Below are 15,382 nucleotides of genomic sequence, written 5' to 3'. Positions count from 1 at the left end.
ACTCCGAGATCGCTGTCGGGACAGGCCCCATGACGAACGCAGAACTTCCCACACCGCGTACGGTGGTGCCCATCGAACCTTCCCTTCTCATCGCCGAGGCGTTCGACCAGGCACAGGTGACCGAGCTGAGGCACTCGGTCAGCTCCTGTGCGCACTCGGCCGGACTGGCCGGTCAGCGACTCGACGACTTCGTGCTGGCCGTCAACGAGCTGATCACCAACGCCGTCCGGCACGGCGGCGGCAAGGGCTGGTTACGGCTCTGGCGACGCCCCGGCGAGCTGGTCTGCGAGGTCTCCGACCACGGCGACGGCCTCAGCGAGCACCAGCTCCACGACCGCAGCCGACCCGCCCCCGACACCGCGGGCGGCTGGGGGCTCTGGTTGGCCCGGGAGCTCAGCGACGCGATGGAGGTCGAGAGCGGCGCGGCCGGCACCACGGTCCGGATCAGCGCCGCCGTCGGCTGAACCGGTTCGATGTGCGTGAGGCGGACGACCCCACGCTCCGCCGAGCCCGCACCGCCGGACGCCCGGCCCGCACCGCCGACGGGCGGCCGGTCAGCTGAACAGGGCGCTCACCGACTCGCCGTTGTGGATCCGGCGCATCGCCTCGGCCAGCGCCGGGGCCACCGAGAGCACCTCCAGCTTCGGCACCCGCTTCTCCTTCGGGATCGGCACCGTGTTGGTGCAGACGATCTCGCATACCCCGTCGGTGGCGCTGAGCCGCTCCAACGCACCGCTGGAGAACAGGCCATGGGTACAGGCCAGCCGGATCGAGCGGACGTTGCGCTCCCGCAGGTGGGCGATCAACTCGATCACCGTGCTGCCCTTGGCGATCTCGTCGTCCAACACGATCACGTCCCGGTCGGCCACCTCGCCGATCACCGTGCTGATGGTGACCCGGTCGTCGCTGAACCGCTGCTTGGCCCCCGCCGCGACGGGGGTGCCGAGCATCCGGGCGAACGCCGCCGCCTCCTTGGCGTTGCCCAGGTCCGGTGAGACCACCACCGTGTTGCCCAGGTCGTGCCCCCGGAAGTGGGCGGCCAGCTCGCGCAGGGCGTGCAGGTGGTCGACCGGGACGCTGAAGAAGCCGTGCACCTGCGGCGAGTGCAGGGTCATCGCCAGCACCCGCTGGGCGCCTGCCGAGGTGAGCAGGTCGGCCACCAACCGGGCACCGATGGAGATGCGCGGGGCGTCCTTCTTGTCCGACCGCGCGTACGCGTAGTGCGGCAGCACCACGGTGATCCGCCCGGCCGACGCTCCCCGGGCGGCGTCGATCATGAGCAGCAGCTCGACCAGGTGCTCCTGGACCGGGGGCACCAGGGGTTGGATCAGGAAGACGTCCCGCTCGCGGCAGTTCGCCTGCAACTGCACCTCCAGGCAGTCGTTGGCGAACCGGGACACCCGCACCGGGTGCAGCGGCACCCCGAGGTGGGCACAGATCTCGGCGGCGAGGTCGGGATGGGCGGTTCCACTGAACACGGCGATGTCGCGCACGTCTGGAGATCGTACGGAGTCGCGACGGTTCTCCGGGGCGTACCCGGCCGGGTACGGTGCCGAGATGACCGGAGAGTACGTCGCCGCCATCGACCAGGGCACCACCTCGTCGCGGTGCATCGTCTTCGACCGGGCCGGTGAGATCGTCGCCGTCGCCCAACGCGAGCACCGGCAGATATTCCCCCGGCCCGGCTGGGTGGAGCACGACGCCGATGAGATCTGGGCCAACGTCGAACGGGTGGTCCGCGACGCGCTGGCCGCCGCCGGCACCGGCCCGGAGGGACTGGCCGCGGTCGGCATCACCAACCAGCGGGAGACGACCGTGGTCTGGGACCGGGCGACCGGCCGACCGGTCGCCAACGCGATCGTCTGGCAGGACACCCGCACCGGCCCGCTGCTGCGCGAGCTGGCCGGGTCGTACGGCGAGGAGAAGCTGCGCGCCCGCACCGGGCTCACCCTGGCCACCTACTTCGCCGGCCCGAAGCTGCGCTGGCTGCTCGACCACGTCGACGGGCTGCGCGGGCGCGCCGAGCGGGGCGAGGTGCTGTTCGGCACCATGGACAGCTGGCTGATCTGGAACCTGACCGGCCGGCACGTCACCGACGTGACAAACGCCAGCCGGACCATGCTGATGAGCCTGGAGACCCTCGACTGGGACCGGGAACTGCTCGACGCGCTGCGCATCCCGGCCGGGGTGCTGCCGCAGATCCGCAGCTCGGCGGAGGTCTACGGGACCGCCCACGGGGTGCTCGCCGGGGTGCCGGTGGCCAGCGCGCTCGGCGACCAGCAGGCCGCCCTGTTCGGGCAGACCTGCTTCCAGCCGGGCGAGGCGAAGTGCACCTACGGCACCGGCAGCTTCCTGCTGCTCAACACCGGGGCCAGCCCGGTGCCGTCCACCCACGGGCTGCTGACCACGGTGGCCTACCGGATCGAGGGCCAGCCGGCCGCGTACGCACTGGAGGGGGCGATCGCGGTGACCGGGTCGTTGGTGCAGTGGCTGCGGGACAACCTCGGGCTGATCTCGTCGGCCGCCGAGGTCGAGGAGCTGGCCGCCACGGTGGACGACAACGGCGGCTGCTACGTGGTGCCGGCCTTCTCCGGGCTGTTCGCGCCACACTGGCGTAGCGACGCCCGGGGGGTGATCGCCGGGCTGACCGGTTACATCACCAAGGGGCACCTGGCCCGGGCAGCGCTGGAGGCGTCGGCCTGGCAGACCCGGGAGGTGGTCGACGCGATGAACGCCGACTCCGACGTGGCGCTGCGCCGGCTGCGGGTGGACGGTGGGATGACCGCCAACGGCCTGCTGATGCAGTTCCTCGCCGACGTGCTGGAGGTGCCTGTGGTCCGCTCCCGGATCACCGAGACCACCTGCCTCGGCGCGGCGTACGCGGCCGGTCTGGCGGTCGGCTTCTGGCCGGACCTGGCCACCCTGCGCGCCCAGTGGCGCTCCGACGCGCAGTGGGAGTCCCGGATGGATCCGGCGGACCGGCAGCGGGAACTGGGCCGGTGGCGCAAGGCGGTCGCCCGCACGCTCGACTGGGTCGACTGACCGGCCGGCGGCCCGTCGGTCGATCGGTCCGCGCCGCCCGGACCGATACCATCGACCGGGGGGATGCCACATGCAGACAGTCGGTCCGTACGCGCTGCACCGGAAGCTGAGTTCGTGCGAGCTGGGCGAGGTCTGGGCCGCGAGGGACACCGCCGAGCGGCCGTTCACCGTGGCCGTGCTCGCCCCGGCCGCCGCCGAGGGCGGCTGGCGGGAGGCGTTCGCCGCGGCGGCCAACACGCTGGCCCGCTCGGACGGCCTGCCGATCACCGGGGCCAACCACACCGGCCCGGTCCCCTGGGTGGCCTGCGCCGCCGAGCAGGGTGCGGGGGCCGCGCACGTCTTCCTCGCGCTGGGCCAGCGCCTCACCCCGGCCGAGGAGCCCCCGGCCGGGGCCGGTCGACAGCGGGTCGGCCCGCCCGGCGAGCCCACCCCGGCGAGCGGGGCGGCCGACGCGGGACCGACGAGCCGGCTGGTCGACGCGGGACCGGCGAGCGGCCCGCCGGCCGGGGGTCCCGGCGGTGGCGCGACCCGTCCCACGACGGACGGATCGGTCACGCCGACGGTTGCGGCCCCCTCCGCCGGGCCGACCACCGACGGTGCCGTGCCACCGACAGTCGCGCTCCACCCGTCGGGGTCCACCTCCCCGGGCCAGCGACCGGGTCAGCGGCCGACCGCCCCACACCAGGCGATGCCGAATCCGCAGCAGGCAGCCCCGCACCAGGCGATGCCGTACCCGCACCAACCGGCCGGGCAGCGACCCGTGCCCGCCGGGTACCCGACGACCCCCGCTCCGTATCCGCCGGTCGCGGCGCGCAGCCAGGGTCGTGCCGTGCTGTGGTCGGTGCTTGTGGCGCTGGTCGCGGCGGCGGTCGGCGCGGCCGGTGGGTTCGGCGTCGCCGGTCGGTCGGCCGACGGTCCGCTGACGGTCGCCGGCCCGGCCAGCGCGACCCCGAGTGCCGATCCGGGGCTGCCTGGCACGCCGCCGCGCCGGCCGGGCGTGGAGCCACCGGTCGGCGGCGGTTGGCCGACCGCCGCGCCCACCTTCGCCGGCACCGACCCGACCCGGGAGATCACCGGCCTGGCCGGGGTCGACTTCAGCTTCCGGGTGCCCACCGGGTGGAACTGCACCGAGGCCGCCCGCACCAGCGGTTCGGCGCACTACCGGTGCGGCGTCCCCGCCGCCGACGGGTCGATCATCGGGGGCGATCTGGTCGTCCGGCAGTGCCCCCGGCTCTGCACCGACGAGCGCCGCACCGCGCTGCGCCGGCAGGAGGAGGCATGGGGTCTGCAATGGGTACGCAGCGGCGAGTTCACCACCTGGGCGGAGACCACCAGGGTGGACGGTGCGCCACGCTACGGCCTGGTCTACCTCTCCTACTGGCGCAGTGTGCCGGAGGACGCGATCGACAGGCAGTTGGTGCTCCGGATGACCGCACCCCTGGACCGGGCGGACGAGGTACGCAAGGTGGCCGCCTCGGTACGCGCCGCCACCTTCACCATCTGACGCGGGGGCGAGACCTCCTCAGGTCGACCGGTACCCTTCGACCGGGCGTCGACGACGAACCGGTCCGTCCTTCCACGACCGAGCGGGACCATGGTGCGCATGCTGACTGTCTCCCCTGACCGAGCCGGGGCCTGTCCGACCATCGCGGACGCCCTGGAGATCGCGCCGGACGACGCGGTCGTCTCGATCGAGCCCGGCGTCTACCCCGAGGCGCTGCGCCTGGAGGGCCGGCGGGTTCGCCTGGTCGCCGCCGGCGAGGCCGGTTCGGTCACCGTGGACGGTCGGGCCACCGGCCGGCCGACTGTGGCCTGCGCCGGGGGCGAGGTGCTGTTGCAGGGGTTGGTCCTCCAGTCCGCCGACCACCCGGCCGTGGACGCGGTCGGCGGCCGGCTCCGGATGGAGAAGTGCCAGGTCAGCGCCGGCTACGCGGCGGCCGTGTCGGTACGCGACGGTGCCCGGGTCGAGGCCGTCGAGGTGACCGTCACCGGTGGACAGCACGGGCTGGTCGTCTCCGACGCGGGCGGGACGGTCGAGCAGTGCGAGATCCGCGACGTCACCGACGACGGGATCATCGTGCGGCTCGGTGCCGACCCGACCATCCGCAACTGCACCGTCAGCAGCACCGGCTTCCGGGGCGTGTACGTCTACCAGGCGGCCCGGCCCACCATCGAGCGCTGCGACGTCTCCGGCACCGGTGACGCCGGCATCGTGGTGGCGTTGCAGAGCAGCCCCACCATCGTGGACTGCTGGGTGCACGACACCCGGGGCGTCGGCATCGACGTCGGCCGGGGCTGCGGCGGGACGATCGAGGGCAGCCACACCGAGCAGACCGCCGCACCGGGCGTCCGGCTCGCCGAGGGGTCGACCACCGTGTTCCGGGCTGCCGAGGCGGGCGGCCGGCCGTTGGCCGGGGTGAGCGGGGGCGGCGGCACGGTCGGGCAGGACGAGCAGAGGGTCGAGGAACTGCTCGCCGAGCTGGACTCGATGATCGGCCTGGCCGGGGTGAAGGCCGAGGTGCGCTCGCTGATCGACGAGATCCAGGTCGACGAGTGGCGACGCGACGCCGGCCTGTCGGTGGGCGCGGTGAGCCACCACCTGATCTTCACGGGTGCACCGGGCACCGGCAAGACGACTGTGGCCCGGGTCTACGGGCAGCTGCTCAAGGCCCTCGGGGTGCTGCCCAACGGCCAGTTCCGCGAGGTGTCCCGGCGCGACCTGGTGGGCCAGTACATCGGACACACCGCCGAGAAGACCTCGTCGGTGTTCACCGAGGCGCTGGGCGGGGTGCTCTTCATCGACGAGGCGTACACCCTGTCCCGGGCCGGGGGTGCCGGCGGCGACTTCGGCCAGGAGGCGATCGACACCCTGGTCAAGCTGATGGAGGACCACCGCGACCAGGTGGCGGTGATCGTCGCCGGCTACACCACCGAGATGGCCGCCTTCCTGGACGCCAACTCCGGGCTGGCGTCCCGGTTCGCCAAGACGCTGGAGTTCGAGAACTACAGCCCGGTCCAGTTGGTCGACATCGTCGGGCGGATCGCCCGCAACGACGATTACCTGTTCGCCGACGGGCTCGCCGACGGCCTGCTGGAATGGTTCGGCCAGATCGAACGGGACCAGAACTTCGGCAACGCCCGGGAGGCCCGCAGACTGCTGGAGGGGATGCGCAAGGCGCAGTCCGGGCGGCTGCGCGCGTCGGGTCGGCGGCCGAGCCGGGACGACCTGCGCACCCTCGTCCTGGACGACCTGCTCGTCGCCACCCGGTGACCGGGATGCCGTCCGCCGGGGGTAGCGGCGGGGACGCCCTGCCGACGGCCCGCCCCGTTCCCCGTCAGGCGGGGGCCACCCGCAGCGACGCGCCGACCGCCCTGATCGTCCGGGTCCGCGACGCACCGCCCGAGCCGACCGCGCCCTGGCGGCCCACCGAGGCCGACCAGCCGGCGCCGCCGGAACCCCTTGACGCGCCCTGGCTGCGGCACCTGGCCCGGCTGCTGCCGATGGCCGTCGTCGGCGTCCTCGGCGCGATCGGGCTGAACCGGCCCGGCCTGTGGGAGGACGAGCTGGCCACCTGGGGCATGGTCACCGTCGGGTTCGACGACTTCGTGGCGGTGCTGCGCAACGTCGACGCCTCGATCGGCCCGTACTACCTGCTGATGCGGGGGTGGGTGGCGCTGGCCGGCAGCTCCGACGTCGCGCTGCGAATGCCCTCGCTGCTGGCCATGGCGGCGGCGGCCGGCCTGGTCGCAGCGATCGGCCTGCGGGTCGGTGGGCTGCGGGTCGGGCTGGTCGCCGGGGTGCTGTTCGCGGTGCTGCCGACCACCTCCCGGTACGCCCAGGAGGCCCGGCCGTACGCGTTCGCGGTGTGCGCCGCCGCGCTGGCCACCCTGCTGCTGATCCGGCTGCTGGAACGCCCCCGGTTCGTCCGCTACCTGGGTTACGCCGCAGTGGTGGCGCTGCTCGGGCTGATGCACCTGGTCGGGTTGCTGCTGCTCGCCGCGCACGCGCTGATCGCCTGGCGGGCGGCCGAGCGTCGGCGTACCTTCTTCGGCTGGCTCGGCGCGGCGGTGGCCGGCGTGCTGCCCGTCCTGCCGGTGCTCTGGCTGGGTCGTCAACAGACCGGTACGCAGATCAACTGGATTCCGCCGGTCACCCTGGACCGGTTGGTCGACACTCCGGAGGCGCTGTTCGGCGGGCCGCTGCTCGCCGGGGCGGTGCTCGCCCTGGCCTTCCTCGGCATGTCGATGCGCGAGCGAGCGGCGGTGGCCACCGCCTGGCTGGTGCTGCCCACCCTCGGCCTGCTGGTCGCCGCCCAGCTCACCCCGCTCTGGCTGCCGCGCTACCTGCTGTTCACGGTGCCGGCCTGGGCGCTTGTCGCCTCGCTGGCGCTGCGCCGCAGCTCGCTGCTGCGGGGCACCGCCGCGATGCTGGCGATCGGGCTGCTCGGCATCCCGACGCAGGTGGAGATCCGCAGCGTCACCGGCCACAGCCAGGGCACCAAGGACATCGCCGCGGTGCTGCGGGCACACGCCGTCCCCGGCGACATCCTGGTGTACGGCCCGTTCGACGCCGGCGACCAGCGCACCAGCCGGGACGCGGTGAACCGGTACGTCGACGAGAGCTGGCGGCCCCGGGACGTGCTGATGACCGTACCGGCCCGCCGGCAGGGCACCCTGGGCGCGCGGGAGTGCGCCGACCGGGACGTCCCGGTCTGCCTGGGTCGCCCGACGCGGGTGTGGATCGTCCGCAAGGGGGCGTTCGACGATCCGCTGCAGCGGATCGGACCGGCCAAGGAGGCCGCGCTCAAGCCGTACGCCGTCGAGCGCACCTGGCGGGTCCGGGGCTTCAGCATCGCCCTGCTGGTGCGCAGGCCGGCGGCGGCGAAGTGAGCACCCGGGCCGGCGCGGGCCGCACCGACGAGACGACGGAGTTCCACCGCCCGGTGCCGCCACCCCGCCCCACCCCGGCGGCACCGCAGCCCGCCGCGACCCCGACACCGAGGCGCGGGCCGAGAGCGATACCGCAGCCCGACCCGGCGCAGCAGACCGGGCCGGCACCGGCACGGCAGGGGCCGGCGGTGCCTCCGCAGCGGCCGGCGGCTCCGCAGCGCGGACCGGTGCCCCCGCCGTGGCCGGGACGGGTGGGTGCACCGGGCCGACCGACGTCGGTCCCGGCCCCCCGCGAGCCGAGGGCGGTGCCGACGCCACGGGCACCGGCGACGGTGCCGACGCCACGGGAGGGGACGGCGCGGCAGGTGGTGACACCGGCGACGCCGGGCCGCCCGGCGACCGTCGACCCGTCGCTGCCGCTGCCACCGGACGACGACGAGAAGGCCGCCTACCGTCGCCGCCGGCTGCCGGTGTTGATGATCGCCTCGTTCGTCAGCTTCACCGGGCTGCTCACCAGCCAGTTGCTCTTCGTCCGGATGGCACCGTGGCTGCTCCTGCTGCTGCCGCTGTTCGGCTTCACCGTGCTCTACTACCTGATCTCGGTGGCGGTGAACATCGGCACGCCCGGGTTCGACCTGGACCGGCACCGTCGGCTGGTCCGCGACTTCCGGCCGCCCGTCCACCCGTCGGTCGACGTGTTCCTGCCGGTGTGCGGCGAGGCGACCGAGGTGCTCCGCAACACCTGGGAGCACGTCAGCCGGATGGTCGACCACTACCCGGGCCGGGTGCACGTCTACGTGCTCGACGACTCGGCGACCGACGAGCGGGAGGCGATGGCGCTCGCCTTCGGCTTCGTCTACCAGCGCCGCCCCAACCGGGGCTGGTACAAGAAGGCCGGCAACATGCGGTACGCGTACCAGCGCACGCTGGGCGAACACATCCTGGTGCTGGACGCCGACTTCACCCCCCGGCACGACATGCTCGACGAGATGGTTCCCTATCTGGCCGCCGAGCCGGATCTCGGCATCGTGCAGTCCCCGCAGTACTTCCGGGTGCACTCCGGCCAGGGCTGGCTGGAGCGTGGGGCCGGGGCGGTGCAGGAGCTGTTCTACCGGATGGTGCAGGTGTCCCGGCAGCACCACGAGGCGGCCATCTGCGTCGGCAGCTGTGCGCTCTACCGGCGCGAGGCGCTCGACGCGATCGGCGGCTCCACCCTGATCGAGCACTCGGAGGACGTACACACCGGGTTCGACATGCGGCGGCGCGGCTGGCGGCTGCGGTACCTGCCGGTGCCGCTGGCGACCGGCCTGTGCCCGGCGGACGTCAGCTCGTTCTTCACCCAGCAGTACCGCTGGTGCGCCGGCTCGATGAGCCTGCTCGGCTCGACGAAGTTCTGGAACACCCGGATGCGGTTACGCACCCGGCTGTCGTACCTCTCCGGGTTCTGTTACTACCTGCACACGGCGCTGTTCACCTTCGTCGGGCCGCTGGTGCCGATCGTGCTGCTGGCCTGGTTCCCGCAGTCGGTGGCCCCGGCGAACTACCTGTGGATCGTGCCCAGCCTGGTCTACAACCTGGTGGTCTTCCCGCTCTGGCACCGGTGCGCCTACCGGGTGGAGGCGTGGACCGTCAAGATGGTCTACGGCTGGTCGCACGCCTTCGCGATCTGGGACCTGCTGCGCGGGCAGAGCATGGGCTGGCAACCCACCGGCGGCACGGGGCGGAAGAACAGGACGGGTCGACTGTGGTGGGGGATGGCCGTCTGCACGGCGGGCAGCGGAGCACTGTGGACCGGCCTGGCGGCCCACCGGATGATCACCGACGACCTGCTGACCTTCTCGCCCGCCTTCCTCGGTGGCACGTTCTACCTGGCCGTCGCGTTGCAGGCGCTGCTGGTGAAGCCGGCGAGGGACATCCGGCCGGAGCGTTCCCGGTGACCTCCCGCCAGCTGTTCACCATCGTGACGATGTTCGTCGTCGGGGTGTTCGGCTATGCCGCGCTCGCGCCCAGCCCGGCCAGCCACCCGGCCCGGTTCGCCACCGGGGCCAGTGCCTCCCCCTCGCCCACCGGCCCGCCCCCGGCGTACGACGTCCGCCCGTTGGCACAGCCGCAGGGCCGCTACCTCGGGGTGGCGCTGAGCGGTGCGCCGCAGGACATGAGCCGGGTCGACCGGTTCGCCGACCTGGTCGGCAGGAAACCCAACATCATCACCATCTACGAGAGCTTCGACGACGAGTTCGCCGCCGCCGAGGTCCGCCGCGTCCACCGGTACGGCGCACTGCCGATCGTCCGCTGGGAACCGTTCAAGGCGAAGCTGAAGGACATCGCCGCCGGACGGCACGACCCATACCTGGTGGAGTTCGCCGTCGCGGTACGCCGGCTCAACCTGCCGGTCGCGCTCACCATCGCCCACGAGATGAACGGCCACTGGTACTCGTGGGGTGCGCACGACAACACCGCCAAGGACTTCGTCGCCGCCTGGCGGCACATCCACGCCGTCTTCGCCCGCGCCGACGCGACGAACGTGATCTGGGCCTGGACCCCGAACGTGGTCAACCCGGTCCCGTCGGTGAAGCTCGCCCCGCTGTATCCGGGCGACGCGTACGTGGACTGGGTAGGCATCGACGGGTACTTCACCCGACGCGGCGAGCAGACCTTCGACGCCCTGTTCGCCCCCACCATCAAGCAGGTCCGCAAGTTCACCACCCGACCACTGCTGATCGTGGAGACCGGCGCCGAACCGGGTGCGATGCGCCGTCGCGCGGTCGACGAGCTCTTCACCGCCATGCGGAAACGACCCGACCTGCTCGGGTTCGTCTACTTCAACCAGAAGGGCTCCGGCGACTGGGTGATCGACTCGGACCGGCCGGCACTCGCCGCGTACCGGGCCGGCGCGGCGGCCGACCCCCGGATCGGCTTCCGGGTGAACTGACCGACGGTCCGCGTCCGACCGGGCCGACCCGACGTCCAGCGACCGGCCGGCCGAGCCGACCCCGGGCCGCTGCGGCGGGTTCCTATGATGGGTGCGGTCCGCCGTGGACGGGCCACGGGTCGAGGCGTCTGGGGGGGCAGCCGGAGATGACCGGAGCACCACGACCGGCGCGTGACGCACTCCGGCCGGACGATCCCGACACACGCCTGCACCTGGCTCCCCGCCGACGCCCCGGCCGGATCGGCGAGCTGCACATCCTGCAGCTACTGCTGTTGGAGGCGGTGCTGCTCGGCGTCCTCGCCAGTGGACTGTTCGGGATGCCGGTGCTGATCGTCGCCGCGCTGTGCGGCGTACTCCTGCTGACTGTGGTGTTCCTGCGCTCGCGGGGCCGCTGGTGGCTGGAGAAGCTGGTGCTGGCCCGGCACCAGCGGCGACGGGCCGGCACGGCGGTGCCGATCGCCGCCGATCCGGGGCTGGACGCCCTGCAACGACTCGCCCCGGGCCTCTCGGTGGGCACCGTGGCGATGGCCGACGGGGCCCGGATCGGGGTGGCCCGCGACGACGCCGGCTGGTTCGCGGTGGCCGCGGTCGGTGGCGCCGGGCCGACCGGCGACGCCCCCGCCGGTCTGCCGCTGGACGCCCCCGCCGGTCTGCCGCTGGACGTGCTGGCCACCGCGCTGGCCGAGTCCGGCCAGCCGGGCACCGTGCTCCAGGTGGTTACCGGCACCGTCCCGGCCGGCGGGCCGGGCGACGACCCGACCACCCCGGCCCGGGAGTCCTACCGGCAGTTGCTGGCCAGCCTCGGTGGCACGCCGGTTCCGGCCGGGCGGGCGACCTGGGTGGCGGTCCGGCTGGACGCCCGCGCGCTGGCCGAGGCGATCGACGACTACGCGGTCGACCTGGGGATCGCCCCCTCGGTGGTGGCCGCACTGGCCCGCCAGGTCGGCAGGTCGCTGCGCCGGTGCGGGGTCACGCACCGGCTGTTGGACGCCCACGAACTGCTCGCCGCCGTCGGCCGGTCCTGTGGCTTCACCCCGGGCGTCCCGGTCGACGCGACGCCCGTGCGCGAGGAGTGGTCGGCGTGGCACTGCGGCCCGCTCGCGCACCGGTCGTTCTGGATCCGCCGCTGGCCGCCGGTCGACCGGGCGGGGGCCATGCTCGGCTGGCTGGAGACCCTGCCGGCATCGCTGGTGACGGTGTCGTTGACGGTGGCCTCGAACGGGCCGGGCGAGGATCTCGACCTGCGCGGACTGGTCCGGGTCACCGGGCCTGCGGAACTGCTGCCGCAGCTGTGCGGGCCAGCGGTCGACGGGGTACGACAGGCGGGCGGGGAGCTCTTCCCGCTCGACGGCGAACACGGCCCGGCGGTGTACGCGTCGGCGCCGACCGGGGGTGGCGCGGGATGACCGGACCGGGTGACGAACGGCGTACGGCAGTGCCGCTACCGGTCGCCTCGGCCGCCGTACCACCGCCGGTCGCTGTGCCGTCGGTCACCGCACCGTCGGTCACCGCGCCGCCATCCACCGCGCCGCCGGTCGGTGCGGACGCGCCGGTGCGGGGTGCGCCCGGCGTCCGGACCGACACCGACGCGGCCGGCACCGCCGCCGCGACCGTGCTGGCCACCGCCGACCCGCTGACCCGGGCCCTCGCCAGTCCGCTGGCCGCCCCGGAGAGCCACCCGCCCGCTCCGCCGGGGCCACCGCCGGCCCGCAGCCTCGGGGCCAGGGACGTCCCCGGTCGTGGTGGGCCGTCCGGTCGGCTGCCCCGGCTGCGGATCGGCACCCACGCGGTCTCCCCGGCGGCTCTCGCCCGGCTCAGCCCCACCCCGCTCCCGGCCGGTCTGGTGCTCGGTGCGGACCGCCGCCGGGCGGCGGTGACGATCCGGCTGTTCCGCCCGGAACCGACCCGGGTCACCCTGGTCGGCGGGGTGTGGGCGGGTCAGCTCGTCGCCTTCCGGGCGCTGGCGCTGGGTGCCCGGGTCGTCGTGCTCACCGCCGACCCGGCGAGCTGGTCCGGGCTCGGTCCGGCGGCGCTCGGCCCGGCCACCGACCGGGTCGAGGTACGCGCCGACGGTCGCCCGGTGCCCACCACCGGCACTGCGCAGCGGCCCACCCTGATCGTGCGTGACCTACCGCCCGGCGTGACCAGCCCGGCCGCGCCCGGATCAGCCGCGCCCGGGGCGGCGCTCCACGGCCCGGCCGCGTTCGGGGCGGCGGCCCCCGGGTCGTGGCAGGCCGAGCTGACCGTGCTGCGGCGACTCGACCCCGGCACCGCGCCCGCCCTGCGCGACAGCGACCTCTGCGTGCTGCAACGGCTCTCCGCCGACGAGTCGGCGTCCGTGCAGCACGCACTGCGGCTGCCCCCGGACAGCGCCCGGTTCCTCCAGGTGATGGCCGACGACATGCTGAGCCTGGTCGGTGGCGGCACGGACCGGCACCTGTGGATCAGCCAGACGTCGGTCGAGCAGCGCCTGCTGGGCGCACCCCGCCGCTGACGAGCAGCCCCGCCAGGCGCTTCTTCCTGCTGTTCTCGCGGACGATCCAGGCCACGTCGTTGTCGTCGGCGGCGGCCAGCGCCCGGAACGGCGGCAGGCCGGCAGTCGGATCGGCCGCCACCGCGACACTCCAGCAGTAGCCCAGCGCCTGACGCAACGCCCGGACGTCGTCGTCGCGACGCCGGCCGGCCGGCAGGACGGCCAGCCCCGCCGTCGCCCGTTCGCACAGTGCGACGGCGCGGGCGGCGGCCTCCGGGACGGCCAGCAGGCGTGGTTCGCACACGGCCGCGACGGCTGCCCGCCGGACCAACGGGTGCGGGTCCCCGACCCAGGCCGTGCCGAGGTCGAGCAGACGCGGCAGGTCGGCGTCGCCGAGACGCTGCAACGCCAGGGCCACCGCCTCGCGTACCCGCCAGCGGGTGTCGGTCGCGTGGTCGTGCAGGCGTGCCTCGACGCGTGGGCGGGTCCGCCCGCCGGCGGCCAGCAGCCGGCCGAGACCGAGCACCCCGCAGAACACCAGATACTCGTCGTCGGTGGCGATCAGCCGATCGAACGAGGCGGGCTCGCCCTCATCGGCGACGGCCTGGGCAAGCTCAAGATTGGCCCGTGGCCCGGGCAGCCCCGAGTGCTCCCGTAGGAACGCCGGCCAGCGCGCGGGATCGGACCCCCGCAACTCGGCCCGGTACTGGTCACGCCGGTTCACCATCGCAGCGTAACCCGGGTGACGCCCACGGCGGGCCGCCCGGCCACCCCCGGTCGCCGCCGCACTAGCGCAGCGACCGGAAGGCGGTGCGTAGCTCCTCGGAGAACACCTTCGGCTGTTCCCAGGCCGCGAAGTGCCCACCCTTGTCGAGCTTGTTGAAGTAGATCAGGTGGGGGTACGCCTGCTCGGCCCAGCTCTGCGGAGCCTCGTAGAGCTCGTCGGGAAAGACGCTCACCGCGACGGGCACGGACACGCCCTTGGCCGCGAAGAAGGACAGCTTGTTCTCGGCGTAGAGCCGGGCTGCGGAGATCGCCGTGTTCGTCAGCCAGTAGAGCGAGATGTTGTCCAGCACGTCGTCGCGGGTCAGGCCCTCGGTGGCACCCTGGAACACCCGCGAGATCAGCTCCAGGCTGCGCGCGTCGTGGTCGAGCAGGAAGGACGCCAGGCCGACCGGGGAATCCGCCAGGCCGGTCAGCGTCTGCGGGCGGGTCGCCATCATCAGGGCGTACGCGACGTGCTTCCAGACGTAGTCCAGCTCGGTGGCCGCCCGCATCTCGTCGTCGGACAGCCCCGACGGCAGCGAGCCCAGGGCGTTGTTCGCCCCGGTCGTGTCGCCCTGGAACAGCATGTCGATCTCGGGCGGCACCGCGCCCGGCATGTTGGTGTGGATGCCGAGCAGCTCAGGCGGCGCCTGCACACCCAGCTGGTCCACGACGACCGCACCCCAGTCGCCGCCCTGCGCGACGAACCGGTGGTAGCCGAGTCGTTTCATCAGCTCGGTCCAGGCGGTGGCGATCCTCTCCGGGTTCCAGCCCGACCCGGTCGGCTTGCCGGAGAAGCCGTGCCCCGGCAGCGACGGGATCACCAGGTGGAAGGCGTCCGACGCGCTCGCGCCGTGCGCGGTGGGGTCGGTCAGCGGCTCGATGATCTTCAGCTGTTCGATCACCGACCCGGGCCAGCCGTGCGTGACGATGAGCGGCAGCGCGTCCTCGTGCGTCGACCGGACGTGGATGAAGTGGATGTCCACCCCGTCGATGGTCGTCACGAACTGTGGCAGGGCGTTCAGCCGCGCCTCGATCCTGCGCCAGTCGTAGTCCCGCTCCCAGTAGCGGGCGACGGCCTGGATCGTCGCGAGCGGCACGCCCTGCGACTGGTCGTCGACGGTCTCCTTCTCCGGCCACCGGGTCGCCGCGATACGTCGGCGCAGGTCGTCGAGGTCCGCCTCGGGGATGTCCACCGAGAACGGCCGGATCTCCGTGGTGCCGGGTCGCGTCCTGGTCCTGACCGCCATGCGCGCTTCCTCTCGGTCTGAGTTCACGCC

At 73.7% G+C, this 15,382-nt stretch carries 12 protein-coding genes; 9 read left to right on the top strand and 3 right to left on the bottom strand.

The genetic code is table 11. The features are described 5' to 3' along the window. The first annotated feature begins 29 nt into the window (after positions 1–29). On the top strand, positions 30–464 hold the full coding sequence (locus OHQ87_RS29765) for an ATP-binding protein (RefSeq protein ID WP_328343265.1): 435 nt from the start codon (positions 30–32) through the stop codon (positions 462–464). Positions 465–554: 90 nt separating this feature from the next. Here OHQ87_RS29765 and OHQ87_RS29760 read toward each other — a convergent pair whose 3' ends face one another. Continuing rightward, positions 555–1,493, bottom strand: coding sequence for a ribose-phosphate diphosphokinase (locus OHQ87_RS29760; protein ID WP_328343263.1), 939 nt, complete (start codon positions 1,491–1,493; stop codon positions 555–557). A gap of 64 nt (positions 1,494–1,557) precedes the next feature. Here OHQ87_RS29760 and glpK point away from each other — a divergent pair, with 64 nt between their 5' ends. The 8 genes from glpK (at position 1,558) to OHQ87_RS29720 (ending at position 13,358) form a co-directional block, all read left to right on the top strand. Then, positions 1,558–3,042, top strand: a complete 1,485-nt coding sequence (gene glpK, locus OHQ87_RS29755; protein ID WP_328343261.1) for a glycerol kinase GlpK — start codon at positions 1,558–1,560, stop codon at positions 3,040–3,042. A gap of 70 nt (positions 3,043–3,112) precedes the next feature. Beyond that, a complete protein-coding gene (locus OHQ87_RS29750; RefSeq protein WP_328343259.1) occupies positions 3,113–4,546 on the top strand; it encodes a hypothetical protein in 1,434 nt (477 codons plus the stop codon). A gap of 90 nt (positions 4,547–4,636) precedes the next feature. After that, entirely contained in the window at positions 4,637–6,313 is a 1,677-nt protein-coding gene (locus OHQ87_RS29745) for a right-handed parallel beta-helix repeat-containing protein (RefSeq protein WP_328343257.1), read from the top strand. Positions 6,314–6,318: 5 nt separating this feature from the next. Next, positions 6,319–7,932, top strand: a complete 1,614-nt coding sequence (locus OHQ87_RS29740) for a glycosyltransferase family 39 protein (protein WP_328343255.1) — start codon at positions 6,319–6,321, stop codon at positions 7,930–7,932. Between the two features lie 305 nt (positions 7,933–8,237). After that, positions 8,238–9,869 (top strand): glycosyltransferase family 2 protein, encoded by a 1,632-nt coding sequence (locus OHQ87_RS29735; protein WP_328343253.1) that lies wholly within the window; start codon positions 8,238–8,240, stop codon positions 9,867–9,869. After that, entirely contained in the window at positions 9,866–10,864 is a 999-nt protein-coding gene (locus OHQ87_RS29730; RefSeq protein WP_328343251.1) for a glycoside hydrolase family 26 protein, read from the top strand. The genes OHQ87_RS29735 and OHQ87_RS29730 overlap by 4 nt, the downstream gene beginning before the upstream one ends. Positions 10,865–11,010: 146 nt before the next feature. Beyond that, a complete protein-coding gene (locus OHQ87_RS29725) occupies positions 11,011–12,270 on the top strand; it encodes a type VII secretion protein EccE (RefSeq protein WP_328343250.1) in 1,260 nt (419 codons plus the stop codon). Next, a complete protein-coding gene (locus OHQ87_RS29720; protein WP_328343248.1) occupies positions 12,267–13,358 on the top strand; it encodes a hypothetical protein in 1,092 nt (363 codons plus the stop codon). The genes OHQ87_RS29725 and OHQ87_RS29720 overlap by 4 nt, the downstream gene beginning before the upstream one ends. Here OHQ87_RS29720 and OHQ87_RS29715 read toward each other — a convergent pair. Then, the gene (locus tag OHQ87_RS29715; protein WP_328343246.1) at positions 13,309–14,061 is read right to left on the bottom strand and encodes a hypothetical protein; all 753 of its coding nucleotides are present in this window, start codon (positions 14,059–14,061) and stop codon (positions 13,309–13,311) included. The two genes, OHQ87_RS29720 and OHQ87_RS29715, sit on opposite strands and share 50 nt — an antisense overlap. A gap of 64 nt (positions 14,062–14,125) precedes the next feature. Then, positions 14,126–15,352 (bottom strand): epoxide hydrolase family protein, encoded by a 1,227-nt coding sequence (locus OHQ87_RS29710; RefSeq protein ID WP_328343244.1) that lies wholly within the window; start codon positions 15,350–15,352, stop codon positions 14,126–14,128. Between the last annotated feature and the right edge of the window lie 30 nt (positions 15,353–15,382).

The sequence above is a fragment of the Micromonospora sp. NBC_00421 genome, assembly GCF_036017915.1.
Classification (GTDB): Bacteria; Actinomycetota; Actinomycetes; order Mycobacteriales; family Micromonosporaceae; genus Micromonospora.
Note: the sequence above shows the minus strand (reverse complement) of the source record. Positions and strands in the feature narration are given on the sequence as shown.